Annotated in this window: 27 protein-coding genes, 1 tRNA gene and 1 pseudogene; 14 read left to right on the top strand and 15 right to left on the bottom strand. The window is 68.5% G+C overall.

Translation table 11 applies throughout. The features are described from left to right. Positions 1–89: 89 nt before the first annotated feature. Positions 90–560: a DUF6194 family protein gene (locus tag J7E88_RS28625; RefSeq protein ID WP_215186182.1), complete on the bottom strand. Its 471-nt coding sequence runs from the start codon at positions 558–560 to the stop codon at positions 90–92. A 32-nt stretch (positions 561–592) separates the two neighbouring features. Between J7E88_RS28625 and J7E88_RS28620 the strand changes: the two genes are divergently transcribed. Further along, entirely contained in the window at positions 593–1378 is a 786-nt protein-coding gene (locus J7E88_RS28620; protein WP_215186181.1) for a MerR family transcriptional regulator, read from the top strand. Between the two features lie 354 nt (positions 1379–1732). Beyond that, positions 1733–1804, top strand: a tRNA-Ala gene (locus J7E88_RS28615). 242 nt (positions 1805–2046) lie between these two features. On the opposite strand, the gene J7E88_RS28610 is transcribed toward J7E88_RS28615, so the two are convergent. Then, entirely contained in the window at positions 2047–4728 is a 2682-nt protein-coding gene (locus J7E88_RS28610; RefSeq protein ID WP_215186150.1) for an FG-GAP-like repeat-containing protein, read from the bottom strand. A gap of 1134 nt (positions 4729–5862) precedes the next feature. Here J7E88_RS28610 and J7E88_RS28605 point away from each other — a divergent pair. Both J7E88_RS28605 and J7E88_RS28600 read left to right on the top strand, forming a co-directional pair. Next, complete coding sequence (locus tag J7E88_RS28605; protein WP_215186148.1) at positions 5863–6330, top strand: hypothetical protein; 468 nt, start codon at positions 5863–5865, stop codon at positions 6328–6330. 41 nt (positions 6331–6371) lie between these two features. Continuing rightward, positions 6372–7145, top strand: coding sequence for a cytochrome P450 (locus J7E88_RS28600; RefSeq protein WP_215186146.1), 774 nt, complete (start codon positions 6372–6374; stop codon positions 7143–7145). Positions 7146–7242: 97 nt separating this feature from the next. Here J7E88_RS28600 and J7E88_RS28595 read toward each other — a convergent pair whose 3' ends face one another. Both J7E88_RS28595 and J7E88_RS28590 read right to left on the bottom strand, forming a co-directional pair. Then, a complete protein-coding gene (locus J7E88_RS28595; RefSeq protein WP_215186144.1) occupies positions 7243–8274 on the bottom strand; it encodes a cytochrome P450 in 1032 nt (343 codons plus the stop codon). 14 nt (positions 8275–8288) lie between these two features. Next, positions 8289–8453 (bottom strand): hypothetical protein, encoded by a 165-nt coding sequence (locus tag J7E88_RS28590; RefSeq protein ID WP_215186142.1) that lies wholly within the window; start codon positions 8451–8453, stop codon positions 8289–8291. 518 nt (positions 8454–8971) lie between these two features. Here J7E88_RS28590 and J7E88_RS28585 point away from each other — a divergent pair. Together J7E88_RS28585 and J7E88_RS28580 are read left to right on the top strand one after the other, a co-directional pair. Continuing rightward, positions 8972–9379 carry a BlaI/MecI/CopY family transcriptional regulator gene (locus J7E88_RS28585; protein WP_215186140.1) on the top strand — a complete coding sequence of 136 codons (408 nt, stop codon included), beginning with the start codon at positions 8972–8974 and terminating at the stop codon, positions 9377–9379. Further along, positions 9376–10353, top strand: coding sequence for a helix-turn-helix transcriptional regulator (locus tag J7E88_RS28580; RefSeq protein WP_215186138.1), 978 nt, complete (start codon positions 9376–9378; stop codon positions 10351–10353). Before J7E88_RS28585 ends, J7E88_RS28580 begins: the two co-directional genes overlap by 4 nt. 322 nt (positions 10354–10675) lie before the next feature. Here the strand turns inward: J7E88_RS28580 and J7E88_RS28575 are convergent, their stop codons facing one another. Further along, positions 10676–11602, bottom strand: a complete 927-nt coding sequence (locus J7E88_RS28575; protein ID WP_285427613.1) for an antitoxin Xre-like helix-turn-helix domain-containing protein — start codon at positions 11600–11602, stop codon at positions 10676–10678. A 526-nt stretch (positions 11603–12128) separates the two neighbouring features. Here J7E88_RS28575 and J7E88_RS28570 point away from each other — a divergent pair. Next, positions 12129–13124 (top strand): cytochrome P450, encoded by a 996-nt coding sequence (locus J7E88_RS28570; RefSeq protein WP_215186134.1) that lies wholly within the window; start codon positions 12129–12131, stop codon positions 13122–13124. 915 nt (positions 13125–14039) lie between these two features. Then, positions 14040–14273, top strand: coding sequence for a hypothetical protein (locus tag J7E88_RS28565; RefSeq protein ID WP_215186132.1), 234 nt, complete (start codon positions 14040–14042; stop codon positions 14271–14273). Between the two features lie 414 nt (positions 14274–14687). Here J7E88_RS28565 and J7E88_RS28560 read toward each other — a convergent pair whose 3' ends face one another. The 3 genes from J7E88_RS28560 to J7E88_RS36340 all read right to left on the bottom strand — a co-directional run bounded on the left by J7E88_RS28560 (position 14688) and on the right by J7E88_RS36340 (position 16187). Further along, positions 14688–15164 carry a hypothetical protein gene (locus J7E88_RS28560; protein ID WP_215186130.1) on the bottom strand — a complete coding sequence of 159 codons (477 nt, stop codon included), beginning with the start codon at positions 15162–15164 and terminating at the stop codon, positions 14688–14690. A 129-nt stretch (positions 15165–15293) separates the two neighbouring features. Continuing rightward, on the bottom strand, positions 15294–15527 hold the full coding sequence (locus J7E88_RS28555; protein WP_215186128.1) for a hypothetical protein: 234 nt from the start codon (positions 15525–15527) through the stop codon (positions 15294–15296). A 333-nt stretch (positions 15528–15860) separates the two neighbouring features. Next, positions 15861–16187, bottom strand: a complete 327-nt coding sequence (locus J7E88_RS36340; protein ID WP_251023351.1) for a hypothetical protein — start codon at positions 16185–16187, stop codon at positions 15861–15863. Between the two features lie 79 nt (positions 16188–16266). On the opposite strand from J7E88_RS36340, the gene J7E88_RS36855 reads away from it, so the two are divergent. Both J7E88_RS36855 and J7E88_RS28545 read left to right on the top strand, forming a co-directional pair. Beyond that, the gene (locus J7E88_RS36855) at positions 16267–16389 is read left to right on the top strand and encodes a hypothetical protein (protein WP_285427615.1); all 123 of its coding nucleotides are present in this window, start codon (positions 16267–16269) and stop codon (positions 16387–16389) included. A gap of 111 nt (positions 16390–16500) precedes the next feature. Next, entirely contained in the window at positions 16501–16767 is a 267-nt protein-coding gene (locus J7E88_RS28545; protein ID WP_215186126.1) for a hypothetical protein, read from the top strand. Between the two features lie 68 nt (positions 16768–16835). Here the strand turns inward: J7E88_RS28545 and J7E88_RS36335 are convergent. From J7E88_RS36335 to J7E88_RS28530, 4 genes and pseudogenes are all read right to left on the bottom strand, one after another. Continuing rightward, positions 16836–17125, bottom strand: a pseudogene (locus tag J7E88_RS36335) (transposase); the annotation flags it as partial. A gap of 455 nt (positions 17126–17580) precedes the next feature. Then, a complete protein-coding gene (locus J7E88_RS28540) occupies positions 17581–17997 on the bottom strand; it encodes a DUF4259 domain-containing protein (protein WP_215186125.1) in 417 nt (138 codons plus the stop codon). 61 nt (positions 17998–18058) lie between these two features. After that, positions 18059–19585 (bottom strand): ISL3 family transposase, encoded by a 1527-nt coding sequence (locus tag J7E88_RS28535; RefSeq protein ID WP_374196332.1) that lies wholly within the window; start codon positions 19583–19585, stop codon positions 18059–18061. 518 nt (positions 19586–20103) lie between these two features. Then, positions 20104–21231, bottom strand: a complete 1128-nt coding sequence (locus J7E88_RS28530; protein WP_251023350.1) for a PP2C family protein-serine/threonine phosphatase — start codon at positions 21229–21231, stop codon at positions 20104–20106. A 310-nt stretch (positions 21232–21541) separates the two neighbouring features. Between J7E88_RS28530 and J7E88_RS28525 the strand changes: the two genes are divergently transcribed. Continuing rightward, positions 21542–22561, top strand: coding sequence for a hypothetical protein (locus tag J7E88_RS28525; protein WP_215186120.1), 1020 nt, complete (start codon positions 21542–21544; stop codon positions 22559–22561). 15 nt (positions 22562–22576) lie between these two features. Here J7E88_RS28525 and J7E88_RS36330 read toward each other — a convergent pair whose 3' ends face one another. Both J7E88_RS36330 and J7E88_RS28515 read right to left on the bottom strand, forming a co-directional pair. Next, positions 22577–23122, bottom strand: coding sequence for a DUF6292 family protein (locus J7E88_RS36330; RefSeq protein WP_251023349.1), 546 nt, complete (start codon positions 23120–23122; stop codon positions 22577–22579). A 42-nt stretch (positions 23123–23164) separates the two neighbouring features. Further along, positions 23165–23479: a hypothetical protein gene (locus tag J7E88_RS28515; protein WP_215186118.1), complete on the bottom strand. Its 315-nt coding sequence runs from the start codon at positions 23477–23479 to the stop codon at positions 23165–23167. A 129-nt stretch (positions 23480–23608) separates the two neighbouring features. Between J7E88_RS28515 and J7E88_RS28510 the strand changes: the two genes are divergently transcribed. The 3 genes from J7E88_RS28510 to J7E88_RS28500 all read left to right on the top strand — a co-directional run bounded on the left by J7E88_RS28510 (position 23609) and on the right by J7E88_RS28500 (position 24974). Next, positions 23609–24115, top strand: coding sequence for a hypothetical protein (locus J7E88_RS28510; protein ID WP_215186116.1), 507 nt, complete (start codon positions 23609–23611; stop codon positions 24113–24115). A 72-nt stretch (positions 24116–24187) separates the two neighbouring features. Beyond that, entirely contained in the window at positions 24188–24439 is a 252-nt protein-coding gene (locus tag J7E88_RS28505) for a hypothetical protein (RefSeq protein WP_215186114.1), read from the top strand. After that, positions 24432–24974: an SMI1/KNR4 family protein gene (locus J7E88_RS28500; RefSeq protein ID WP_215186112.1), complete on the top strand. Its 543-nt coding sequence runs from the start codon at positions 24432–24434 to the stop codon at positions 24972–24974. The genes J7E88_RS28505 and J7E88_RS28500 overlap by 8 nt, the downstream gene beginning before the upstream one ends. Before the next feature lie 537 nt (positions 24975–25511). Here the strand turns inward: J7E88_RS28500 and J7E88_RS28495 are convergent. Then, positions 25512–25850: a MerR family transcriptional regulator gene (locus tag J7E88_RS28495; protein ID WP_215186110.1), complete on the bottom strand. Its 339-nt coding sequence runs from the start codon at positions 25848–25850 to the stop codon at positions 25512–25514. Positions 25851–26285 lie beyond the last annotated feature (435 nt).

Here is a 26285-nt window from a genome sequence, read left to right as displayed (position 1 = left end):
CCCGCTCCCATGGCTCATGCACCGCCGCAGGCGAGGAGTAGACACCACCGTGCCTGACGACCTCTCTACCAGCGCTACATGCGCGCCTACTAGGACGCAGTTGTCCGTTTGTGTCGCCGCGCGAACCGGGCACGAGCAGCGTCGTGGGCGCCGTGCAGAAGCTGCACGACGGTGTCCGTCGTCCGCTCACCGGGATTGACGACAGAGACCCAGCCGAGCGCGCCGTATACCGGGTGAGGCATCACGCTGTCGGCGGCTGCGTAGTCGCGAGGGCGGCTGAGGCTGCGCGGCTCCTCCCCGGTGAGATCCTGGAACGTCGCGCGGTCGACGTGGATGTTCACACGCCAGCGACCCGGAGGATCAAGGTCGGAAGCGGCGTCGTCGGGGTAGTCCTTGGTGACGATCGTCCCGTAGGGCTGGACGTTCGTAGGCATCTGGCCGTCGGGGGCGTAATAGAAGAACGCGTCCGCCCACGCAAGCTCGGGAGAGTCGCCTCCCGGTTCCGGGACAAGCACGAGCGCGCCGTCGAAGCCTCGCACGGTCGCGATGATCTGTTCCATACTCATGGTTCAAGCATCACCTTCAAGTGCTTATGTGGGGTTGGCCAGTGGGCGAGACCACGAGCGGTTCGCAACGAGTACCGCTCAGAACAGTCGATCTCGCCAGAGAGTCGGGGTACTCGGTGCAACAGGTTCGCGACCTGGAGCGGCTGGGAGTCATTCCCCCAGCCGCTCGGTCCAGCAACGGCTACCGTTCCTACAGACCTGTTCACGTGCACGCTCTGCGGGCCTATCGGGGACTTGCAAGTGCTGTTGGGCCTGTCGAGGCCCGGCAGATGCTCGCGGAGCTGCGAACAGAGACCATCGCGGCGGCAGCCTCGGCGATCAACGCGGTGCACGTTCGGCTCGCGAGGGAACGAGATGAGGCGCTACGCGCGCAGGAAGCGTTGCGTGCTATCCAAGCCGAGGCGAACACCGGCGAGTTCGAGCACGGGGGTGACGCGATGACGATCACGGAGCTCGCCGGAGCACTCGGTGTACGCCCCTCAGCCCTGCGGTTCTGGGAGCAGGAAGGGCTGGTCGTCCCCGAGCGCGTGACGTCACTGCGAGCACGTCGCTATGGTCTTTCAGCGATCAGAGCGGCCCGCATCGTTGCGGCCCTGCGCGGCACCGGCTACGGCATTCCCGCAGTGCGCGACATCATGGGCTCCCTGCACCAGCTCGACGGCCTGGGAGAGACCCAGCGCATCCTGCAACAGCGTCTTGATCAGATCGCTGTAAGGAGCGTGGCGCTGCTCCGAGCGGGTGCAGACTTGGCAGCCGTCGTCATGTCCGCTCAGCAACCGACGACCACCTGGACAGACCCGCCCGGCTTCTGAGGTGTGCGCGTCGGCACGAGAACGACCGCATACCGGCCCGGCGACGGCAGCACGATCACCGCCCCCTCCCGGCCGCCGGTGAGTTCGTGGACCTCCAGCACGCCGCTGACAAGCTCCATCTCGGATGGGTTGAGACCACCCACCGTTACCGGGCAAGGGACTTGAGTCAGAACCCGAACTCCTCAACGTCACCGATCCATGGAACGGGTGCCTCCCCAACTCATCGACAGGTGACGTCACTACTGCGGTTCTGGCTCAGCTTTTTGTGGCGCGGCCACGCTGAGTCATCTGTCGTCGCCTTCGAAAATTCGAAGGCGGCGAAGTGCAGGGGGCTCGCATGAGCGCGAGCGGGATGGGGCTCGTAGCGCAGTGGTTGTCGCGCCTTCACCGCATGTGGGAGGGCCGGTTCGAATCCGGTCGGCCCGATCCCACCTCGCGCTTCGTTGCGGTCGCTCGCTGCCGAATGCCGTGCGCCGACGCAACGCCTTTGGCCTCGAGGCGGTGGACCAGCAACGACACGCCACAGTGGCGACACCACAGAAGCTGGGCCGGAACCACTACTTGTGCAAAGCCACACGACCGTGACCGGACATGCCGGTCCCGTGAACGAGCCGGGCCCGCCGGACGCCCCCTGCGGGGGTCCGACGGGCCCGGTGGTCGGCGCGGGGCTACGGCGTCAGCACCAGGCCGATGCGCACACCCGTCGGCGCGCCCAGCGCCGACGTGCCGTAGAAGACGCCCGACCCCGGCGTGATGCCGCTCGTGCTGCTGTTGTCCAGCTGCAGGACCGTGCCGTTGTTCGCGTCCTCGCCGTCCGCGCCGATCGCCACGTCCGCGCGCACGTAGCCGGACAGGTCGGCGAGCGTGACGGACGAGCCGAGGCGGTCGTTCGACTCCGTCGTGCCCGGCATCCCGGTGGTGTCCTGGTGGTACGCCACCGATCCCGTCGCCGTCGGTCCGGTCGACGAACCGCGCAGCAGGATCGCCTGGCCGGCGTTCGTCTGCGAGACGCCGCCGCGCGGGATGTCCTCGCCGGGCAGTCCGGTGAGGATGTCGTCGTAGCCGTCGAGGTTCGCGTCACCCACGGACACGGACGCGCCCATGTCGTCACCGGTCTCGCCCGTGTCCGGCACCCCGCTCGTGTCCTGGCCGAGCGTCTTGCGGCCGGTCGAGGTCAGACCCGTCGACGAACCGAACACGGCCGTGACGGCACCGCCCTTGAGCGTGTGGCCGGACTCCGTGGTGCCCGGCTGGCCGACCGCGAGGTCCGCATAGCCGTCGCCGTTGATGTCGCCCGAGGCGAGCGAGCGGCCGCCGCGCGCGTCGAGGATGCCGACGCGCTGAAGGCCGGTGGCCGAGCCCTTGAGCCACAGAAGACGGCCCACGCCGCCGGGGTCGCGGTACGAGACCGCCACGTCGCCGTAGCCGTCCTTGTTGAAGTCACCCGCCGCCGTGCTCGCGTACGCGACCGCTCCCGTGTACGCGGCCGTGTTCAGGTATCCGGAGCGGGCGACGCCTGTCGCACTGTCGAACACCCACCAGCGGCCCGGCTTGCCCGGCGCCACGGAGAACACGTCGGACTTGCCGTCCGCGTTGAAGTCGCCGGTGGCGACGGCGGCGCCGAGCTTCTCGCCCGCCACGCGCGTGGTCTCGTTGGTCCAGTACGACTTGCCGGAGGTCAGCCCCGGACCGTACAGCACCGTCACCTGGCCGGTGTCCGCCTGCGTGGACGTGCCGTCCTCGCCGGGTGCGCCGACGAGCAGGTCGCCGTAGCCGTCGCCGTTGACGTCGCCCCACGCGCTGTCCGAGCCGAAGCCGTCACCGGCCTCCGAACTGCCCGGCACGCCGGTGCTGTTCTGGTTGATCGTCCGGCGGGCCGCCGCGTTGGGGCCGTCGCCGTTGCCCGGGAGCACCACGACACTGCCGTCGCTGCTGGAGACCCGCGGCAGGCCGACGACCAGGTCCGGCACGCCGTCGCGGTTGTAGTCGCCGGTCGGGATCGCGGAGTTGCGGCCGGCACCGGCGGCGAAGTCGCGGATCGCGGTCAGCTTCGCGTACAGGTTCTTGCCCGGGCAGGCCGTCGCGAACGCGTCCCGGTGACCGGAGATCACGCTCATGGTGGCCGACTGGCCCTCGTTGTACTTGCCGGTGTCGCCCTGGGCGACCAGCGTCACCGTGCCCTTGGGGTTGCCGCCGTACTGTCCGAGCTTCCAGGCCGCGACGCGTGCGGTCGACTGCAGTGCGGCGGTCGTCGGACGGCCCGCCGCCTTGCCGGTCGCCGTGTCGCCCTCGAAGTCGCCGAGCAGGGCGATGCCGGTGGAGTAGCTGTTGAAGCCGTACGTGTGGGCGCCCTTGACCGGCAGGTCGGCGCCGCCGCCGCGGCCCTCGAAGATGCGGCCGCACTTGTCGACCAGGAAGTTGTAGCCCAGGTCGTTCCAGCCCTCGGTCTCGACGTGGTACGTCATGATGCCGCGGACCAGGGCGGCGGACTCGGCGCAGCTGTAATTGTTGGAGCCGACCGTGTGGTGGACGTAAACGGCCTGCACCTTGTCGATGTATTCGGCCGGGTCGTCGACCTTCGACTCGTCGGCACCCCACTGGGCGCGCGAGATGATCGGCGGGCGATTCACCGTCGACGGCGGCGCGGTCGGCTTGGTGGCGGTGGGGCTGGGGCTCGTACTGGGACTCGGGCTCAGTGAGTCGCTCGGGGACGGCGAGACCGGGACGGAGTCCGTGGGCGTCGGCGTCGCGGAGTCCGTGGGGGCGCCGGGGTCCGACGGTGATGCCGCATCGGTGGGCGTGGCGGAGTCCGAGGGCGGCGCGGTCTCCGAGGCGAACGCGGCCGGTTCACTGCCCGTGCCGGCCGGGTTCTTCGCCTCGGCCCTGCTGACGCCCGGGTCGACCATGTGCAGCTTGAGCCCCTTGGGCAGGGCCTTGCTCGCCTTCACCCGCACCTGGACGGCGGTGGAGGGGCCGACCCACAGCGGCTCGGAGGCGCCGCGGGCCGTGCCCTCGGGGCTGTCAGGGCCGTGCGAGTCCAGCTCCAGGGCCTGCCAGGGCGACCACTTGCCTGTCTTCTTCTCCCGCGTACGCACCTGTGCGGTGCCCTCGACCTCGGCCGACGGGCTGTCCCAGCCGATGCCCACGAGCGAGAACGGCTCGGTCTCGGTCGCCGGCAGATCCCGGTCGGTGGCGCTGCCGCCGCCGAGCTGCATCGTGCGCAGGGCGGCGGCCCGCTCCTGCTCCTTGTGACCGCCCGGCGAGCCGGGCGGGTTGGCCGTGGCGATCGTGACGATGCCGGCCCCGCCCAGAACGACGGCACCGAGCGTCAGCCAGGCCCGGCGCTTCATGCTCAGTGGTCGGTACGCATGCGACGTACGCGGGCTCAAATGCCCCACCCCTCCATAATGTCCATGTGCGGCGCGCCTCTTGGGACGGGCGCACCCATGCATCCCAGCGGTGGGCGCCCCACGGGCATCACGGGTCACGGCCCCCTTGTGGCGCACCTCACAGTTTCGGGGCGACCTTCGCCCCGACAACGCCTGAAGCATGCCGATGCTCATGTCCGGTTGGCGATGGTGCTGCTGAGGCCCACATGAACCAGATGGCGATCCGTGGGCAGCGTAGGCCTGCGGGCGCCGCATGGTGGGCTGCGGCAGTGCTGCCGGGGCGCAAGGAGCGTGGTCGCGCACGCGCCTGAAACGTCGCAGCGCTTTGCGGTTGGTTTACGGATCCCTCGTGGCACACAAGGCCCTTTCGAGCCATAAGGCAGCAATCTCTCACCAAAGGTGACGGCAGCCTGCATTTCCCATTGCGCCCCTACGGTTGGCCCCACAACCGCGTATGGAGCACGGGAACAGCTGTTACGTCGCTCAGCTGCCCACCGGAGCCATGTCGGCAGTGCGTAGGCGGGCCCCCGCTCGCGGTCCGCCCTCCGAATCGCCAGAATCATCGGTCCCCGCTCCGGTCGACTCATTCTGGGGCCGACCTTCATCGTCTCGAGTCCCTGTCCTCGTGATTCCGAGGGGATGCGCCACCAAGGGGAAACGAGGTTTCCTCTCACGTTTACGCGGTCGCCCAGTCCACTATGTTCTGCCGGAGCGGATCACGCGCTGAGCTGAAGTCAGGTTCCCAGCTGCGAACCAGCGGACGTCTTCGCGTGCCATATCAAGGCCACTTTCGACCTGGTAAATGGCGGTCCGTTCGGCAGGGCCGCACGTCGGCACGGCGGGCGGACCAAGCCGGCCCCGAGCGTCGAGATCCGCCCGTGTCACGCGTCGTCAGCCCACCAGGAGGTCCCGCTCGCCATGTCGCATCCGCCCATTCCACAAGGCCCCCCGCCGCATGGCACGTTCGGCCCCCCAGAGCACGGGGCGTTGTCGCACGTTCCTGTCCCCGGACCGGGGCAGCCGATGGCCGGTAACGGATGGCCGCCGTCGGCGCCCGGAAGGCGGGGGCGCGGCCGGCGCCGACATGCTGTGCTCGTGGGTGGAGCGGCCTCGGCCTCGGCCTTGGTGGCAGGTGGTGCGGGCTGGTACGCCTCGCAGCCCGAAGAGACCGCGCGGAGCGTAGCGGGCGAGAAGCCCAAGCCGCCCTCACCGACGCGCATCAGCCCGGACGGCAAGAAGGCCGACCCCAAGCTCTCCCGCGTCGTCGCCCCGATCCAGACGGACGGCAAGGGCGTCATCGCCTACATGCTGCCGACCAGCATGCGGGGCAGCGAGGTTCTGCACCTTGCGGCCGAGGACGGCAACACGACCCTGCTGATGAAGACTCCCGACGGCGTCATTGGGGAGGACGCCTTCCTGACATTCCCGCCGGAGAACGCGATGTTCGCCAGTGAAGCGCCCGATCCGGCCCTCTTCACGGACGGGCGGCTCCACCTCCACTACGACGGAAGCTTCAACGTGGACGCGGGTGTGCCCATGACCACGATCCTGGGCACCCGGTGACCCCCGCCGACTCACGCTTCCCCACAGACCACGGAGACACTGTGAGCTCCCCCGACAGCTTCGTTAGCAAGGCGCTGGGCGAGCTGGGCCCGTTCACCAGCCTGTACGTCCTGGACGTCGCGGACGGCGTCATCGACGACTTCGTCCCGGCCGGGCGCGAGGACCTGGTCCTCGGCTTCGCTCGCCCGCTGCCGCTCCTCGTCATGCACGGGATGCTCGGGATGGACGAGCGGTACGCGCCAGGCATCGGTCAGGCTGTCCCCGCTCTGCTCGGAGAATCGAGAGGTCCGGAGCGTGCCGAGAAGAACCTGGTCCGCCTCGTGCGCCGGCTGGTCGTCGAGAAGCAGGCAACCCCGGGTCCCGACCTCGTGTCCTGGATGCTCCACTACGCACCTTCCGGGCAGCACTCCGAGGTCGAGCGGCAGGTGCGCCTCCTGCTTCTGCAGGTGATCGCCGAGGCCACCAGGCGGATCGGCTGGGTCCTGCACGACCGTCTGCCCGGCCCGCGCGGGACGCACACCGCCACGGACCGCCGCGGCCTGCCCGTCACCGGCAACGTCCTGGTTCGTGACGGGCAGGCGCTGGCGCGTCTGATCGCCGACTCGGCCGTGGAGCGGCTGCTGTTCCGCCTGCCGGGCATGCGTCTGTCGATACCGGCCACCGGGATCCGGTTGGCACCCTGGGGCGGCGCGGACTGCTTCCCGGAGTCGCTGCCGGCCGCGTTCCCGCCGGTGCGCATCCACTGCACCGGCGACGAAGAGATCCGGTGGCTTCCCGAGCCCGTCTTCACCACAGCCCCGCCGCGCAGCCGGTGAAGGCGCCCGCCCCGGGTGGAGCCGTCGGCGGCAGGACGCACGTGTGGCCGGTCCCTGAGTACGTGAGTACGGGACCGGCCGCCTGCGCAGCTGTGCGTCAGCGGGGTTGCACGACCATCGGCATACGGGTGGGATGCGCCATGGACGCCGTGGACTCCTTCGGCGGTTTCGTGCCGGGCACGGGTCGCAACTTGCACCGCGGCAGGATCGTGGCCGGCGTGATCGTAGCCTCCATCCAGGCGAACTTGTCGCCGATGCACTTGCGGTTGCCTGCCCCGAAGGGCACGACGTGCTCGCGCCGTCGCCCTGCGGCCTGCTCCGGCAGCCACCGGTCGGGGTCGAAGCGGTCCGGGTCCGGGTACAGGCCGGGATTGCGGTGCAGCGCGTACAGGCTGAACAGCACCTCGGTCTCGGCCGGGATGTCGAAGCCGCCGATGGCGACCGGCTCGACAGTCCGGCGCATCAGCGTCACCACCCGTGCAGCCGGATCACCTCGTCGAGGACACGGGTCACGCTCGGCAATTGAGGCACGTGCTCGAAGGGCGACCGGGCCGTCCCCCACGACCTTGCCGATCTCGATCAGCAGTTCCTCCTCAACATCGGGCCGCTCGGCCAAGTGGTGCAGGGCCCAGGCGAGCGTGGACGCCACCGTCTCGCTGCCGGCGAACGGCATCGTGGTGAGTTCGTCGCGGACCTCCTTGTCCGAAAGGCCGTCGCCCTTGTCGTCCCGGGCGGACAGAAGCAGCGACAGCATGTCCGTACGCTTTTCCGGGTCCGATGCGCGAGTCGTGGCGATAACCTGGCCGAGTACCGAACGCATCCGCGCCACCGCTGTGTCGAACTTCTTCCAGATGGGCCAGTTGTCAGTGACCTTGGGCGCGAGTGCCCTGAAGAGCATGTACTTCGTGATGATCGGCAGGTCCTCGCGGACCGCTCCCGCGGCGGGGCGGCCGATGTCGGCGGCGAACAAGGTGGCAGCAAGGGTCTCGATGGCGTACGTGCCCATCGCGTGGTGCACGTCGATCCGCTGGCCCGCCGTCCAGGAGCCGGCGAGGGCACCTGCCCGCGCGCTCATCACATCCGCGTAGCCCAGAAGGCGTCCTTGTAGAACATCGGCTGCACCATGCACCCGTTGCGTATGCGCTACGGCCCTTCGCTGTTCGCGAGCCCATTGCCGACCAGCGGCCGCATCCGCTCGAAGAGACGTCCCTTCCAGAACGACTTCGCGTACTTCACCGTGACCTGGTTGACCGTGGCGGCGCTAGTGACCACCACGATCGGCATACCGCCGATGTCGAGTCGCAGCACCTCACCCTCACGGCGCAAAGCCCGGAGGACCGCAAGCGGATCCCGCGCCAGCCGGGCTATGTGGCCGAGGCCGGGTATCCGGCCCTTGGCAGGGGGGTACGGCCGCCAACTGCTGAGACAGGAAGCGTCCTTTCGCGGCGCCGGCGGTCGCCTGGCGATCCGGCGTACTGGTCGGGAAACGTGCGGTGGAGGGAGCCCGCAAAGATCGACTGAGCGGCATAGTAATTACTGAGCGGGAGTCTCCACAGAGCACAGGCAGGCGAAAGCCACTGAGATAAAGGCCACTTCCGCCGTGATGGCGCCTTCGGCGCGACAGCCGTGCTCGTCGAACCCACCGAACACGCCCCTGCACGGGCCTCGGCCCACTGCTGAAACAGGTGCCTGCGGATTCTCCGGGTGGTTGCCGGAGCACTTCCACGCCGACGCTCCGGGAAGAGGAACACGGTTTCCCATTCAACTGTCGGCGCACCAGAGGCTTGCCCTGTCAGCTGCGTGAACAGGCCCATTAGGGTGGCGCGATGACTCGTGAACTGGGGGAACCTGAGGACACCGTGATGACACGTCTATGGGGAGCGAACGCCCCAATGGCGGTCCAGGTGCAGGATGCGCTCCGAGCGGAAGGGCGCACTCTGGCCTACACCACGGTTGCGACGGTCAGGGACAATCTCCACACCAAGGGCTGGGTGACGCGCACCCTCTCCTGCAGGGCGTTTCACTACACCGGGGTCGGCTCGCGCGACGAGTACACGGCCGGTCTGACGAAGCAGGCATGGGAGCGCAGCGGCGACACCACGGCCTGCTTCGCCGCTCTGCTCTCGGGCATGACGCAGCAACAGAGAACCGCGATGGAGGCGGCCCTCCGCATCGTGCGGTCGTCGCCGCAGGGCACGCCGCCCGCACAGGAGACGGGAGGTGCAGCGCAGTGACTTCAGCGCAGGGCGAGGAAGCTGCCGCAACCGCCGGCTCCCGGGCACGCGACGCGATGGTGGCCCAACTCCTGGAAGGCATGCGCCGAGCCCACGGCCTGACGAAGAAGGCTCTGGCGGACCGCCTCGGAATCACCGCGCGGTCGTACCGCAACTGGCTGGCGAGAGCCTCCCGCCTGCAGGCCAGGGAAATCGACCGGCTCGTCGTCGCGCTGGAGATGAGCGCGGAAAACCGCGTCAACCTGTACAGGATGACCGGCCAAATTCCGCCGGCCGTCAGTGACTTGCGGCGGACCCCGGAGATGACGCTCTACCAGGACATGATCAACGCCCTGGGACACCCGTCCGTCGTCTACAGCTACTGCTGGGACGTCGTGATCACGAACAAGGCCTATCGCGAAGTCTTCGGAGGAGTGCGCCGCCACGCCACGGCCCACCCCACGCGCAACACCCAGCACTTCATCTTCTTCCACCCGGACGCGCCCACGCTCCTGGGCGGCGGTGACGTCCACGCCTTCCGGGACGACTGGCTCATGCCGGCCCTGGCGCACTTCTCCGCCACCTTCCAGCAGTGCCCCGAGGACCCCCGGCTCCAGTCGATCGAGCAGGAGATCAACCGGCGCGCTGCCATACGACGGGCCTACCGGCGCGTGCCGGAGTGGATCGCGGAGAACGGAGACATCGCGATCAGCCCATCCGCTCGCCTCTTCTGGGATCCGCGGGTGGGAAGGCTGGTCAACGCCCACATCATCACCGAAGCACACCAGGGCTATCAGGCCACCACGCTCCAGCGAGCGACCTTCATCCTCCGCGAGCGCTCACCGAAATCCGAGGCCCCAGCGTGGGAACAAGGGGTCTTGTTCGGACTCGGTACCGCTGCGCACGCCAGGTGGGACGCCGGACTCACGGCGGGCGGGAGTAGTAGCCAGCCCCAAGCGAAGCAGCTCAGCGGTTCCCCGCCGGCCAGGCCTTGAGCTTGTTTCCCCGAGGCGCTGCATCACCGCAGCAACGACTGCCACCAGGACTGCTTCCGTCCAGCGGAGGGTGGGGCGGACTCTGGGGCCGGCAACGGTACGGCTGAGGGAAGGGGCTGGGCACGGGAGCAACAGGCCCGTACTGTTGCCGCAGTTCCTCGTACATCCTCGCGGGATCAGTGGCCTCCGGCAGACGCCTCAAAGCACTCGCGGTTGCTCCGTGGGCCGGGCAGCCCGGGCGGCGGGAGCGTGCCGTAAGCGGGTATCGGGGGGAGGGGGCACCCAGCCGTGACTGGCACCCCATCCGGGGAGCGGCCCGGGCCTACGGGGCCGCTTGCCCCGGCCCACAGGAACATCTGGCTTCCTCACCCCTGGCCGGCGGCTCTTGGTGCCGGCCATGCTGCTCAGGGACCTGAGGGGGTTCGAGGTCGTCGAGAACCCACGTCGTGTGCGTCACGGGGAGCGGCTGGTAGCCGTGGTGCCCCTCCGTCACAATGTGCACCGTGCGCAGCCTGCCGGAGCGCGGATCCCGAAATGGGCGAGCCGTGCTGTTCACATGGATGTCTCCGCTCCGCACGATCCAGTTGGGGGCCGCCTCATAGGCACGGCGCACCTCCGGGCGGCGCAGGATCTCTTCTTTGATACGCAGCAACTTGGCGTCTCCCGGCCGCTGCTGCCACGCCGCAAGAAAATGCGCCATTGCGGGCATGAGCCAATACTCGCGGAACGAGGCGTAGTCGCCGCTGCCGAGCACCTCCCCTGCCTGGGGATGGAAGAGGATGTAGGTCAGGCCGTTCTTCAGCGGCGATGCATACGCGTGCGGTGTGACGCTCCCGAAGAGGTCCCGGAAAGCCGCGTTGACGTAGATGTTCTCCGCCGAGTAGTCAGTGACCATCGACGGGTAGGACGTGCTGTCGACCAACCTGCGGTAGATCGCCATGTCCGGCTGTTCCCGGATCTCGGCAACCGTCAGCGGGGCGGGTTTCCGTGACGTCAGGAGGCGCAGGTTCGCCTCGTTCTCTGCGCTCATGCACAGAGAACGAGCCAGGCGCTCGATCTGTTCGCCTGTCAGCCTTGAGGGGTGCTGCATCCAGTTGCGCAGGGTCCGGGGATGAACGCCGACGGCCTCAGCGAGCCCCTTGCGTGTCATGCCGAGAGCCTGGCGCGCACTGTCGACGATCTCCCGTACCAGGTGGTCCGAATTCCTCTCTCCGCCTCGATCAGAGAGCGTCCTTTGGTTGTGCGACATCCTGATTCCCCCGTAGCCCGTACCGCCCCGCGGTCCGCAAGGCCTTGCTCTCAAGCCGGCCAAGCAGGAAAGGCTTCCCCCTCCTGTCCTGTCAGCCCGTGACTGCCCGGTACCTTGGCGACGCCCGGCGGCGTCCGCCATGGTCAGAAAGGCGACGGCTTGCTGCACGTGATCAGGACAGTGACTTCCATCGCCCCATCGAGTCTCGCGCCGGCGACGCGTGCGCGGCTCCGCCCTGCACGTGTCCTACCCGACCTCTGGAGCATTCGTGAACCCTTCCGGCCGTTTCTCCCTCAAACCTGACGCAAATTCGACGGAGGAAGCGAGGCAACTTCGCCTCCTGGGCCGTCTCGTGCCGGTGACGTTGCCGGGCGGGGTCCCGGCCTGGGCAGCCGCCGACCTCAGCACGTCTCGGGAAGTCCTGGGGCACGAACACCTGACCAAGGACCCAGCTCACTGGCCGGCACTCCAGGACGGCTCTGTGCCGGACGACTGGGAGCTCATCGCCCTGGTTCGAGGGGCATCAATGCTGCACCAGGGAAGCGACGACCACCGCAGACTGCGCCGCCTGGTGAGCGGGGCCTTCACCCGTGCCCCCATCGAGGCTCTCCGGTCTCGCATCACCGAGATCGCTGAAGAGCTCCTGGATGAATTGGAGGCCACCCACGGCGAGCCAACCGATATTCGCGAGGCCTTCGCGTTTCCCCTGCCCGTCCGAGTCATCTGCGAGGTTCTCGGGGTCCCGCACACGGCCATATCCGGTCTGCGGCAGCAGTTCGACAGGCTCGTCATCCCTCAGGACAGCGGCGATCCGGATACGGACATCAGGATCGCCGTCACCGACATCTACAACACACTGGGCAAGCTCATCGCCTTCAAGCGCAACGCCCCAGCCGATGACCTGACGGCCGCGCTGATCGAGGCCCACGACAACGGCGACCGACTCAGCGAGCAGGAGCTGGTCGAAACACTGTTCCTGATCCTCATTGCCGGGCACGAGACGACGATCAACGCCATCACCAACACGGTTCATTCCCTGCTGACGCACCCACATGCTCTGTCCGAGTTACTCCGGGGCGATGACGAAGCATGGAGCCGCGTGGTGGATGAGGGGCTCCGCTTCTCGCCTCCCATCCGACACGTCGTACTCAGGTACGCCACCGCGGACGTGGACGTCGCAGGCACCCGTATACGCAAGGGTGAGGCGGTGCTGGCGGCCACAGTCGCCGCCGGCCGCGATCCACAACGTCATGAGCGACCGGACGAGTTCGACATCCATCGTTCCACGAGCAAGGAGCACATCGCGTTCGGGTACGGGGCGCACTACTGCCTCGGAGCCCGTTTGGCGAAGCTCGAAACCGAGATCGCCCTGCGCTGCCTCTTCACACGGTTCCCGCGCCTTGAGCTCGCGGCCGAACCCGCCCAGCTCCGCTCCATCTCCCTTCAGGGCTTCACCAGCCTGTCGGTCCACCTGGACGGCCAGAAGGCCCACCCAGCCCTTCCCACCAGGGCGAAACGCTGACGGAAAAAGACGGCCGGACCACGGGTCAGCTGGCAAGACTCACCATCACCGGACCACTGGCGGGCCATCTCACCAGCGCTGATCCAGCCGGACGTCGACGCCCGGTTTACCCGGACGCGCCCGGCTGGATCGGACGCCAGCGCTGGTTCGGCTTGCGCTCCTGCTGTTCGGTGCCGCCTCACCGCAGGTGTCCGGCCCCTTCCGTGCTGCCGCCAGCCTTGTTCGGCGCCCTCCTCGTGGTGGTCGACCGACCCCGTACCGCCGCAGCGGACACCCGCAGGAGCGTTCGGTTGGCGGCGCGCGGGGAGCGGACTCGATCAGCTCGGGCGGGTACTCGGGGCTGGACGCCGCCGCCACCAGGTCCGCGGCCGGCTTGTCCGGGCCCCCGAGAAGCTGGAGGAACTTCGCGAGCGCCGGGCGGCGCTGAAGGTGACCGCCCACGGGCCGCAGTTGGCGCCGAGCGGCCGGTCTCGGGCGGCACACAGGCCATGGGCCTGGATCGCGATGCCGATACGCGGCGCGTGTATGAGCCAACTCTCGCGATGCGAAGCCCCGCGGCCAGCGGTTCCTGAGGTTTCCTTTGAGGAGGTGATCAGCTCTGGCATCACCACTCTGGCAGGTCAACCAAGCAACGAAGGAGCACGCGAAGTCGTGTTGAAGCTTTCGAGCGTCCTGGGGCACACGATCCGCATGTACGCCACTGGCAGGCCCGCGGGGGCCGATGTCAATGTGCACTACGAGCCTGCGGATCGCCGGGGCATCCCCGAGGTCGCCTTCGCGATACGTGCCCACCGGCACGCACATCTCCACCCCCGTCGGCGGGTCTGCCGCTGCATGTGGCCCCGCACGGCCTGGGGGAGGGCTGGATTGCGCGTAACGTCTCTGAGCGTTCAGCGCTCGGAGACGGGCAAGCACGTGGTCAAGAAGTGGGAGGAGGGAGAACACGGCTGGGCCGGAGTCCGCGTGTCCTCCAAGGGGCTGGAGTCGGCGGTCGGCGAGCTGGTCAACGTGCAGTTTTCGCCAAATGGGCTTGAAGAGATGGGCCCGTACTTAGAACTCCGGTTTGAGGCGGAAATCGACGGGGTGAGCATCGGCGAAGCCTCCCAGCTCTTTCTGGTAGCAGGCACCAAACTCTTACCCGCCTGCTGACAGCGATGCTGCCCGTACAGCCAGGCGTGATGACGGGCCCCCGATCGGGCTCGGGTCCCCTCCCCCGCTCCCCTGCCTGGCTGTCCGCCCCCGCCTGCCCACCAGCGGGTGGCGTCGAGTGCGGGTCTGGTTTCCGACACAACCTCCTGCTCAGGCATGAAGGCCCCCCGCCGGTTCCGCGGGGGCCTTCGTATGAGATCAAGCAACCTGCAGTTTGGCCGGCCGGCCTCGGTGGGTGGTGCCGCTGCGTACTTCGCCAGCTTCAGGTTCGGTAGGCCTCCGGCTTGATGCTCTGGATCGTGTGCCGGAAGGCCGATTCCATCCCTGCGTGGCTCGCATACTTCGCCACCCGCACTATGCGATCAATCACCGTCGCGTCGATCCGGCTCCGGTTGCGCACCTGACGCCTCTCTCCTACTCCAGCATGCGTTCCGCGTCATCCGGGACCCAGGGAAAGGGGACGTCGGGCCACCGCGCGGCGGCCCACGTGTCGAGGTCGACAGCGAGAACGGCGTCGATGAAGACCTGAGGCGGTCGGTAAAGGTGGGCGGTGACGTAGTGCGTGATCAGGAATGGAGCGGCGTAGGCGATCCCGGGCGGGCTGGGGATCCGGACCTCCCCGTTCCCTTCCGGTGCTTCCTCCTCGGGGCACAGGTCGCACTCGTGCTGCCCGAGACACACGTTCATCCACTGGACCTTCTGGACAGCCTTCAGCTTCTCCACGAAGGCCACCGAGACCTCGCCTCTGGGGTATGGCCGGCCTGCCTCCAGCCACCCGATGTTCAGGCGGGTGTACGCAGGGCGATACCAGAGAACGCAGAACCCGGACGCCCTGTCCGTGAACGCATCCTCGTCCTGGTAGTCGTACTCGCTGAGATCTTCATAGAACACCCGCACATCATCGCCGCAGCCCCTTCGAAGCCCGCATGATGCCGCAACCATCGGCCACGCCCTGGAACCAATGCTGGTGACTCAGGCGGTTTCATGAACGAAAAAGCAGCCCAGGCGGCCTGAAGTCGGTCAGCGTTCGCGCTGGGTGGCGGCGCCGGTCCGGCCGGGGAAGTCGACGTCCGCTTCCGCTGGCGGTAGTGGCCGGTGCCCCTCGGACCAGTGGTTCACCCAGCCGCACACCCCGCACGCGTACCGGCCGTCGATTCCCGCGACCCGAGTCCCGCATCGGTCGCAGTCGGTCCGGGTGATCTTCGGACCGTCGTCTGCGGCGGCCGGCTGGGGTGCTTCCTGTGGCGCGCTCATTCTGTGGAGGGTAGTGCGCTCGCGGCTGCGGCGGGCGTACTGCCGCTGATGGGCCCACAGTTCGGACAAGACCACGACCCGTTCGGACCCTGCTGGGCTGTTCCTCCGCACCTCGGGCAGTTCACAGGCTGCTCCCTCCGCCGAGCCAGGCTTTCGTCAGGATCCCGCCCGATCAGCCGGCCTCGTAACCCCCGGGACTGGTCGTTCTGCCTTTCCGTACAGGTGCCTCGCCGCGGGCGTCCTCCTGCGCCGCCACCGCCGACCCGGGCTTCGGCCGGCGCTCCTCGCCCGCCGGAGAGCAGGCGGCCTTCAAATCGTTCAGTCTCATCTCCATCAGCCGACAGGCGACGGTCGGTTCGCCGGTTCCTGCTCGCCCTGACCGGGTGGCCTTCTAGGATCCCGTGCATGGATCCCGAGCTGCTGGAACGGATCACCGCGCGGCGCGCGGAACTGGACGAATTCGAAGAACAGCTGGCCAAGCAGCTGGCGGAGGCGCGGGCCGAGCGGGACGAACTCGCCGCCGCCGAACGGGACCTTGAGCGGATGGGCTTGCGAGCAGCTCGCCGACGAGAGCGCTTCGGCTGTGCCAGCGCCTGGGCAGGTGGGCGGGCGGGCGGTGATGCTGATCCCGCACGGCTCGTCAGTCGTGGAGGAGCCCACGCTATCGCCGGACTACCAGCGCATCATCGCCGCCGTGCGGCAGGCCGCGGGACCGGTCATGGCCCGCCAGGTCGGCTAAGTGCTGGAGGTGGACGTCAGCGCGCGGGCCAAGCTGGAGCCTCTGGGCGGGAAGCTGGTCAGACTGGTCGACCGTAGCTGGCTGCGCAAACTGCCCGACGGCCGGTTCACCACCCGCCTGTGAGCAAGGGCGCTGCCGCCCGCAGCAGTGCAGCACGGGCGTAACCAGGGTTCCTCCGGTAGCCGTTGGAAATGTGTGACCAAACCACAGAGCACGCCGAGGACACCGGCCCGCTTGTCTACCAGCCGCCTGTCGCTGTCCACGAGCACCGTCAACCACCTCGCCGGCCTGCTGCGGCGCCAACCGAAGGCGATACGGTACTGGTGGCGGATCCTCCCGCCCGGCCGGATCGCGGTGATCGTCCTGGCCGTGCTGCGCCACGACCAGCGTCTGGCCGACATGGCCGGCGGCAACAACGTGTCCGAGTCCACCGTCCGCCGGTGGCGCGACGAGCTGACCCCGCCTGAACCACCCAACTCCTGTGCGCCCTGCCCGTCTTGACGAACCTCGAAGTCGACCGCTGACGGATACTCGCCGCAGCCGGGGTGAGCATGACGATACTCATAGCTGATGGGCAGCGGCCCGTCGTGGTCGAGCCAGGCCGCCCGACGGGTCAATCTCGGGTGAAGGCGGTCCCATGCCTGGGCGGTGGCCTTGCCCTAGAGCCGGGTCTCGGTAGTGGTCACGGCCTGTTCCGTGCCCCAGCTCATCGGGTCGCCGAAGATGAACGCGCCGCCGTGCTTGGGCGGCCGCCCTTGGGGTCGTAGACCCGAGGCGGTGTCGGCCGTCGCATTACGCGGTCGGAGCGGAGCCGACCGAGGATCTCAACGGGCAGGCCGTCCAGGAGGTGGGCGATGCGCGACATCCGCGTGACTGACGGATGGAGGTCAGCGGATTGACTGCTAGAGCTTGTCCGATTGGGTCAAGAGACCCCACCCGCGTTCGCTCGCTCTGCTTGGCGCGGGAAGGAGCGATCGGTGTGACCGAGAGTGCTCCCGTGAGATGGACACTTGCCGAGGCCGGCCCGGCCGGACTGCCGCCCGAACACGGCGTGTCGAGTTCTGTCTCGTGGATAGGTCGATTGACCGATGCCACCCCGGCGGGCTCTCGCGATCATTGGTGCCGGCGGCGGCCCCATCCATGCCACAGTGTCGTGGAGCAGGCGCGAGCGGGTCACCGGCTGCGGGGTCGTCGGGATCCGGTCGCCGACGATGAGGAACAGCGATACAGCAGGTAGAGGTAGCCGCCGCGAACGGTGTGCTGGCTTCGTTCACGTGAAGTGGTTCTGGCACGACTTCCGTGAAGCGGTCACGATTAGTGATCAGCGGGTGTTTCGAGTGCTTGGAGAATCTGTTGCACTTCCTGGCGCCACTGAGCGGCGTCGGCGCTGTCCACCCAGCCGGTTGCCATTTCTGATCCGTCCCGGAGAACCCGGTCCAGTGCGAGTCTCGCCGACGCGCGAAGCGAGGCCGGCAGTTCGGGCAGCGGTTCCCTGGGGCCGTCATCGGGGTCAATCACGATGGGGCTGTCCGGGAGGGTGCTGGCGACGAGAGCGCCGGCGGCAACGGCTTCGGCCCCGTCTCCGCCATCGACGCGCTCTCCCGAGTCGGTGACTCGCTGGAATGCCCGCCCCAGCACGTCGATGACCTGGTGGTGGGTGAGTCCCTCAAGTTCATCGACGAAGTCTGCGGCGAGGTCGCTGTCGAACGGACCGGTTCCCCACGTTCCCATGCATGGCTCCTGATACAGCTGTCTCTGACGAAGGCATGGTTCCAGGAGCCACTGACATCGGTCACGGGGCGAGGAGGACCCGCTTGCGGAGCAGTGCGAAGCTGGCGCGTCCGAACATCTGGCGCTTGAGCATCTTGATCCGGTTGACGTGTCCTTCAACGACACCGGAGTTCCAGGGCAGGGTCAGGCCGGCGATGACCGCGTCGCGGTCTCGGTCGATACCGGCCGCGAGAGTGTGGAGGCTGGGAAGGTCGTCCTGGCGGACGGCGTCGAGCCACTGCGGGAGCCGTTCGCCCTGGCGCTCGGTGAGCATGTGGGCGAAGGACCGGACGTGACCGGTCAGGGCATCGAGTTCGGGGCAGTTGGCCAGGACGGCCTTGAGCCGGAGCTGTTCGGTCTCGGTCAGCGTCTCGGGTCGGCTGAGGATCCATCTCGTCACCACACGGGGTGCCGGCGGCTGCGCGGTGACCGGCCGTGGCGAGGTCCGCTTCTCCCGCAGGTAGGCGCTGACCCGGCCGTAGCTGCCTCGATACCCCAAGGGAAGGATCTCCTCCCAGAGCTTCCAGGCGTTGGTGCAGCCGTCGTCCCAACGTTCGTCCAGGTAGGGCTTGTACTCGTCGAGGAGGGAGGTCCTGTTGTGCTGCCACTGGCCGCGAAAGAGGTCTTCCGGCTTCGCAGCGTCGGCCAGGCTCTTGACCGTGCGGTGGGTCATCTGGAGCTGACGCCCGATGGAACGACGGCTGTGGCCCGCTTCCAGGAGCGCGTGAACCGTGGCGTGCCTGGCTCGGACGCGGTTGGCGAACCGCTCGCTCCGCCATGGAGAGTCCGCCTTCTCCTCGGGCGGCGCCGGTGGTTCGGCCTTCCCCTCGCGATCGGGGACCAGGACGCGAAGGCACTGGCGGTGGCGGGCGACAGCCCGCTCAGCGGCCTCCCCGAGGTTGTTCCACAAATGCCAGCGGTCGGCGACCTGTGTCGCCTGGGGTGCCCCGGCTGTGGCGCCTTCCGCGAAGAACGGCGCGCGGTCCCGGCAGACAATCTCGATCCCGGGTCGCTTCGCCAGCCATGCGGCCAGGCTGGACGCCTCCCGGTCAGGCAGCAGATCCACTGGCCGACGGGTCTCGACGTCGACGAGGACCGTGCCGTAGACCCGTCCTTTGCGTGTGGCGTACTCATCAACACCAACCACCCTTGGGGCTGGGACTTCGGGTTCGGGCAATGCATCGAGCAGTCGCAACACGGCACTGCGGCTGATGGACACCCCGAAGGCCCGGGCCATCCGGGCGCCAGCCCGGCCGGCGAGGGCGAGACCCACCGCGGCGAGAGTCGAACGCAACCGCTCCGTCCACCTGCTGTGCCGCCGGGTCAGTCCCGGCATCTGCTCAGCGAACGTCCGCCGAGCACACGAAGACTCCGGACAGAAGAACCGCCGAACTCGCAGTCGGAGGACCACCCGACGCCCCCCACTCGGCACGTCCGCAGGAAACCGCAGGTAAGAGCTGTGCACCCGGGTCGACTCGCTCCCACAGTCCGGGCATGCCGCCCCGGCCGCCGTACTGCACACGTCGATGCGTATCGCCTCGCGGCTCACGTCCAGCGACAGCACCGACACGTCCGCGATGGACGGTAACAGCAGGCCCGCCAGGGGATGCAACGTCTCTTCCACGACGCCGCACTGTCGACCACACAAGGTCGACCCTGGTTGTTTTCAGGCAACTTCCCGAAGCCTGATCGGAGTAGCAGCCGTCACTCAGCGTGCGCGCATCACGGAAAGCGAGCCAGAACCAGGACTCGTGATTAAAGCCAGGTGTGCGGAGTTCCGGCATGCCGGGCAGCAGGGATGCGAGCGCCCGATGATGGTGGTCCAGTGCGGTGTGCGAAGGGTCCCGGGGACACGAAGGGTCCGTACCTCCGCGTCATGGTCCTCGGCCCCCGGGACTGGTGAGCTCGAGTGTTCAGGAGTCGCGTAATCGCGCAGCACTTCGGTTGGCGGGTTCGCCAAGTACCGCGCTCACGTCGTGGTGACAGCTCAGCAAACCGCTGCCTCTGGGGGACGGCAGGCCACCCGACCGGAGCGGCATGAGCCCCTCACCGAGTCACGGGAGGCAGTCAACGCGTTCCGTCACTTGAGAAGGCAGCAGCCGCGTCGACTTGTGTGCCTGCTTCCTCGTCGAGCCGGTCCACAAGGAGCATCGCGGCATCGTCCGCAAGGCAACCCTGGGTGGTGTGGCGGATCAACGCCTGGTGCAGCTGCTCCAGGAACTCCGGCGGGGTGCGGGAGTGCACCGCTTCCATGGCCTGCGGCAGGGCGAAGAAGTCGTTGTCCCGATTGCGGGCTTCGATCACGCCGTCGGTGTGCAGCAGACGGTCGCCGGGTGCGAAGGTGTAGCTCTCCGGCTGAGCGGGAGGGCCGGTGATGAAGTCTTCCAGGCCGAGCGGTGGTAGTGGTGAGGTGGGCATCAGCACCTGGACCTTGCCCTGGCGCAACAACAGTGGGGGCGGATGGCCACGGTTGACCACCTGGACGACGAATGTGTCGGGTACCTGAGCCACGACCGCAGTGACGAAGTCCTCCGCTTGGTCTCCCCCCTCGTCCTGGCCGATCGCGCCCGGCACGGCGCACTCCCGCCTCAGCGCAGCCGCACAGTGATTCATCACCTCGACCAGGTCGTCCTCGTAGTGCACGGCCTCCCGGAACGCGCCCAGCACGGCTGCGGCCAAGCGCACGGCAGGAAGCCCCTTGCCGCGGACATCCCCCACGATCATCCGGACCCCGTACCGTGTTTGCAACGCCTCGTACAGGTCACCGCCGATCTGAGCTTCCGTCTCAGCCGCGAGGTACATGCTGGCCACCCCCACCGGGCCCAGCCGGGCGGGTACAGGCCGCAGGAGGACTTGTTGGGCTGCCACGGCGACCCGGCGAACCTGGTCGAGCTCGCTCTGCCTGCGTGTACGCACGGCTTTACTCATGGTGACGCTGGCTATTGACACCATGATGGCGGCCAGGAGGTTGCTGTAGACCTGGCCACCCCAGCTCTGGTGCAGGGTGGCCGTGATCACGGTGACGGCCACAGCTCCAGTCGCTGTCGAAATGATGCCCTTCGGGCCCATCGTCAGAGAAGCCAATGCCGGCATCGCGGCGAGGATAGGGCCGGTATACAGAAAGTGTGCGGGCGAGAGCTCGATCCCCAGCGCGACCAATACGATCACGAACGGCACACACTGCGCGAGTCTCATCAGGGCCCGGCTATGACCGCCCGCTACTGAGGGGCCAGATGAGCGGAAGAGCGACCGCATGGGTCCAGCCTGCCTCGCTTGAGTTGAGTGTTCCACTCATCGCTCTCGGAGCCTCCCCAATGCCGGTGACCCGTGGCCGACAGAGTCCCGGCGCTACTGCCCCCGCCGGGTGGAGCACTCAGACCGCCGTCAGCCGCTGATCCGCCAACCGAAGCGCTAAGGCACAGGGGAGCAAGCCCTGTACATGCCGTCCCGGACGATATGCGTTCGATTTATGTTCGAGTACGGTGGAATGGTGGGAGGTGTCGCCATGGACGGGGAGCACGACCAGGCCGTGGGGGCTGGTTCGACGATCCTTCATCTGCGGTGCCCGTCGGATGTCGATCCCGAGCTGTACCGTCTGCTGCTCGGCCTGGTGGCGGATGTGACGCCGGTGCTGCAGGCCTTGCCGCCATCTGCTGCTGTGGCGGACGTCTCCGGCAGCGTCCAGTTCTTCGACCACGATCCGGCCGGGCTGGCCCGGATGATCCGGGCGCGGGCCCTGGCCCTGTACGGCTTGCAGGTGGCGATCGGCGTGGGGCCGAACTGGACGGTGGCGGCGATGGCGTCCCGGGAACCAGGGCAAGACGGTGTGCGTGCGGTCGGCTCCAGCCCGGAAGCGGTGGCTGCGTTCCTGCGCCCGCGGCCGGTCGGTGAGCTCGACGGCATCGGTCGTGCCCAGGAGCGGACGCTGACGACGTACGGGGTACACACGATCAGGCTGCTGGCGGAGCTGCCGGAGGCGACGGTGCAGCGGGTGCTGGGCGGCCAGGCGGGTCGCCTGTTGCGTGAGCGGGCCCGAGGTGTCGACCGGCGCCGGGTGGTGCCGGCCGAGCTGCCGCACGGCGCGGACGCGCAGCGCCGCTTCCCGACTGACACGCTGGCGCCGGACCTGGTGCGGTCCGCGCTGTTGTCGTTGGCCGTCGAGCTCGGCGAGCGGCTGCGCGGTCGCCGGCAGGCGGCGAAGGCCGTCACGCTGACGGTGACGTTCGCCGACCGCACGCAGTTGCACCGCAGCCGCCGGCTGTCCGGCGGCCCGTCCGCGCATACCGACGATCTGCGCGACGCCGCGTACGAGATGTACCGGGCCCTGGGGTTGCAGCGGGCCCGGGTGCGGGCGGTCGCCCTGCGCTGCGAGGAGCTGGTGGACGCGGCTGCGGCCTTCGAGCAGCTCTCCTTCGACGCTAACCGGGAGCACCGGCTGCGCGCCGAGCGGGCCGTCGATGTGCTCAACGCCCGTTTCGGCTCCGGCACTGTGGGCCCTGCGGCGACCTACCGGCATGCCGGTTGAACCTCCAGCGCGGCGTCATGCCTTGGGCCGCTTGGAGCCCTTGCGGCCGTCGGCATACTGCTCAAGCAGCTCGTCCGGCTCCGGCCGGGTGCCGCTGCCGAGGTAGCGGATGCCCTCCCCGTCCGGAGCCGTGCCGGTCTCCTTGCCGATCGGGTGGCGTCGGCTGGTCGCGGTGCGCCATCCGTACCGCTCGTCCCACACCAGCGCCGGCGAGCTCTGGCCGGCGGTGAGCGGGACGGCGGCCGCCAGGTGCTCGCCGAGCCGGCGCACCTCGACCTGGACCGGCTCGGCGACGCCGGCCTCGGCAAGGGCGTCGGCGACCTGCTGCAGGTACCGGCGGGCGCGCAGCTCGGCCTCGGCGATCGCTGCGGCGCCGCGGTGGGTGACGGTCGGGTAGCGGGACCCTCGGCGGCCTCGATCGGAGTGAGCTCGGGGCTGGCCTCGACCAGGTCGGCGATGCGCCGCCCGCGGAGCTGCGCGAGGCCGGCCAGGGCGGTGGGGAACTCGGCGATGCCCAGAGTGTCGGCGACCTCGGTGAGGGTGATGGCCGGGTGTTGTCATCGAGGAGTTCCGCGATGCGGGGCAGGAGCTCGCCGCGGGGGATCATGTCGCCGCTGCCGGTGCGGCGGCCGGGCCGGCCTTGAACTCGCGGATGACACGGCACGGCCAGTGCTCCGTGCCGCCGTTGCCGGCCGGGACGAGGACGACGTGCTCGGCCAGCTTGCGGTTCGCTCCTGTACTTGTGCCAGCTGGCCGGCGAGAGGCCGAGCTCGGCGGTGGCCTCGTGGCGGTCCAGCAGATCCTCGTCGTCGTCGACCTCCGCAGGGCCACGGGCCGGCCGGCGTGGAAGGCCTTCGTCTGCTCGCTGTCCCGCAGCGGCGCCCTGGAGGTGGGCGTGCTGATCGGGGCGGGTGCCATGCCTGGGTGTGGGGCGCAGCTGCATGTCGCCGCATGCAGTCCGGTCCGGACGCCAGCTGCGGCCGAGCGCCGCGCGTGCACCTTGGTCGACCAGGGGGCGCTCAGCGGTACTGTGCGACAGTACGGCTCGTGGCGACGAAGACAGAGGCCAGAGCACTCCTGAATGAGGTCGATCGGACAACGGGCCCCGACCACTTGGAGTTTCCCCACAGCTTCGACCACCACCGGGCTCTGGCCCGCGTCGGCACCCTGATCGAGCGGCTGAACACCGGCTTCGACTGCCGCTGCTGGGCCGACACGGGAGTCCAGGACGCCAGCTTCCACGCGGACATCACCGTCCCGGCCGAGGCGACTGCCGCAATGCAGCAGATCGTGATCCGGCTGAGCAACTTCGGAGACCTGGCCGTCGTCGCCGCGGAGAACCTGGGCTGCTACGAGGACCTTGACGAGGCAGTGGCAGAAGGCGCCCTGACCCCGGCCGACCGCCTCACAGCCGAGACCGCGACCACCGCCCTCGGCTACCTCCTCGTCCCGGAATCCGCCCTGCACCGCTCCTATGACGGAGTGACGTGCCTCGCCGAGTACAGCGCCCCTCACGCCGCCACCTGGTGGATTCGGTTCTTCGACTACCTGTGATCTGCTCTCCGCCTCCCCGCCTCAACTGTGGGGCGGGAAACTCAAGTTGGACGAGACCTGTCCCGTCTCATCATGTACACCGTGTCGCCACGCTACGAGGGCAACAGAACGGTGCCGACCGGCTACGACATGTCGGCGTACGGCATCAGTCCCGACGGCTCTGTCGGGATTGACCTCCAGGTGTTCATACCGAACGAACTGAGCACGGGAGACGATCTCGGCACACAGACGGACATCGGCGGTGCGCCGACACCCACGGGGAGCACCCCCATGACGCGGACCGACGAGGATCGAATGGACACAGAGCGAGGTACCGATGAGTGAGCCGACCGACCTGGACGCCCTGCGACGGCTCATGCCGCCGCCGACGGGCGGGGGCACGACGGTCAACTGGGCCGCCCTCACGGCGTCGTGGGACAAGCCGTTCCCGCTCGACTACCGGCGCTTCATGGAAATCTACGGCGCCGGCGCGGTGCAGAACTACCTGTCGATCGGCAGGCCGGAGCCCAAGGTGCCGCTGGAGCAGGCACCGCGAAACGGCATGGTGATCGAGACGGCGAACGCCAAGGCCGACTGGGAGACGGAGGAGAAGGCACCCGAGCTGGAGGGCACTTCTCCGGTGCTGATCACCTGGGGGGTCGACGCCACCGCGGACATGTTGTGCTGGGACGCGTCGGAGGACGATCCCGCCAAGTGGCCGGTGGTGGTTTATCAGCGCAACGGCTCGCTGTGGAGCCGCTACGACTGCGGGATGGTGGAGTTTCTCGTCCGGAACTTCCGTGCCGAATGGCCGGAGAACCCGCTGGGCGGCGAGTTCCTCTGGGGCGTGAGTGAGGTGACGTTCCAGGCACGGGGCTGACGCCCGTTGATCAGGTCAATGACGTTCGTCCTACGGGCGGCTCCGGGCGAGCAAAACGGCGCAAGCAACAACAAGTCACTCGACACAGTGGCCTTCACTGGCACAGCCGCGGCGCACAGGGGCAGGGTTCCAGGGTTCCCGATCGATCCGGCGGGTCGGAGAAAGGCGGGTCCGGTGACGAGGTGCCGCGTTCGTCGGCGATCGGGCGGCCGATGGTCACGGTCATGATGGGACCCGTTTCGGGCTGTCTTCGGCATCCCGGCGCAGCTGTTCACAGAGAACGAGGCCGACACGAGAGCCGACGTGCGAGATGTTCTCCGTGGCTTCAGCCCACTCCGCTGGGCGGCCACCCAGCGCGTGCGCAGCCGACCCGACTCGGGCGCGGGATCCGGAGCCACCGCTGCCCTCGGCGCGGCCGGTGGCACCCGGGGGCACGGACAGGGCGCGACCCGACAGTGCTGTCCCCCGTCCTGGCCCTACTCGTCCCTGGGAGCGACGACCTCGTGCCTCAGCTGGGCCTCCGGAGCCCGGAACGGCTCACTGGGACTCGTCGCGTTCTGCGGCCGCGGCTCGGCGGAACTCCGCGTTGATGCGCTGGGCCTCCTCGAGTTGGTCCTCGAGGATGACGATGCGGCAGGCGGCATCGACCGGCATGCCTTCGTCGACGAGTTCGCGGGCGCGGGCGGCGATCCGAAGCTGGTAGCGGGAGTAGCGGCGGTGTCCACCCTCCGAGCGGAGGGGGGTGATGAGCCGGGCCTCACCGATGGCGCGGAGAAAGCCGGGAGTCGTGCCGAGCATCTCGGCGGCACGTCCCATGGTGTACGCGGGGTAGTCGTCATCGTCCAGGCGACCACTGAGCGGAGTGTCTGCTGTCATTCCCACCTCGTTGTGCAACGCGTCGAGGGGCCCTGGTGCCATACGGCACCAGGGCCCCGAAGGAAATTCAACACCATCGTCGGCTCTACTGCTGTCGCCGACCTGCTGTGTCCGCCACCTCGCCCTGGAGAGGGCGAGAGTGCGGGGATCGCGGATGCGTGACCGGGGACCACCTTCCGTTCCGGGGTCTTGCGGTACCCGGGCGGATTCCTCCTTGCCCGGGCGATCCTGATGGCGTCTGCTTCCTCCATTCCTCCGTCGAACCGATGACTGGCAATTGACTGGTGGTGCGAACTGCTGGTGTTGCTGTCGGCAGCCCCTCAGCCTGCGGGCCGCCCGGTGCGCCTGCCAGTCCCGTCGCCGTCCTGCGAACAACGTGGCTTCGGAACTCCGCAGTCGCACCGTCCTGCGAACTTCTGTGCTGCTACCCGCCAG

Origin of the sequence: Streptomyces sp. ISL-10, from assembly GCF_018614575.1 — a bacterium.
Classification (GTDB): Bacteria; Actinomycetota; Actinomycetes; order Streptomycetales; family Streptomycetaceae; genus Streptomyces.
Note: the sequence above shows the minus strand (reverse complement) of the source record. Positions and strands in the feature narration are given on the sequence as shown.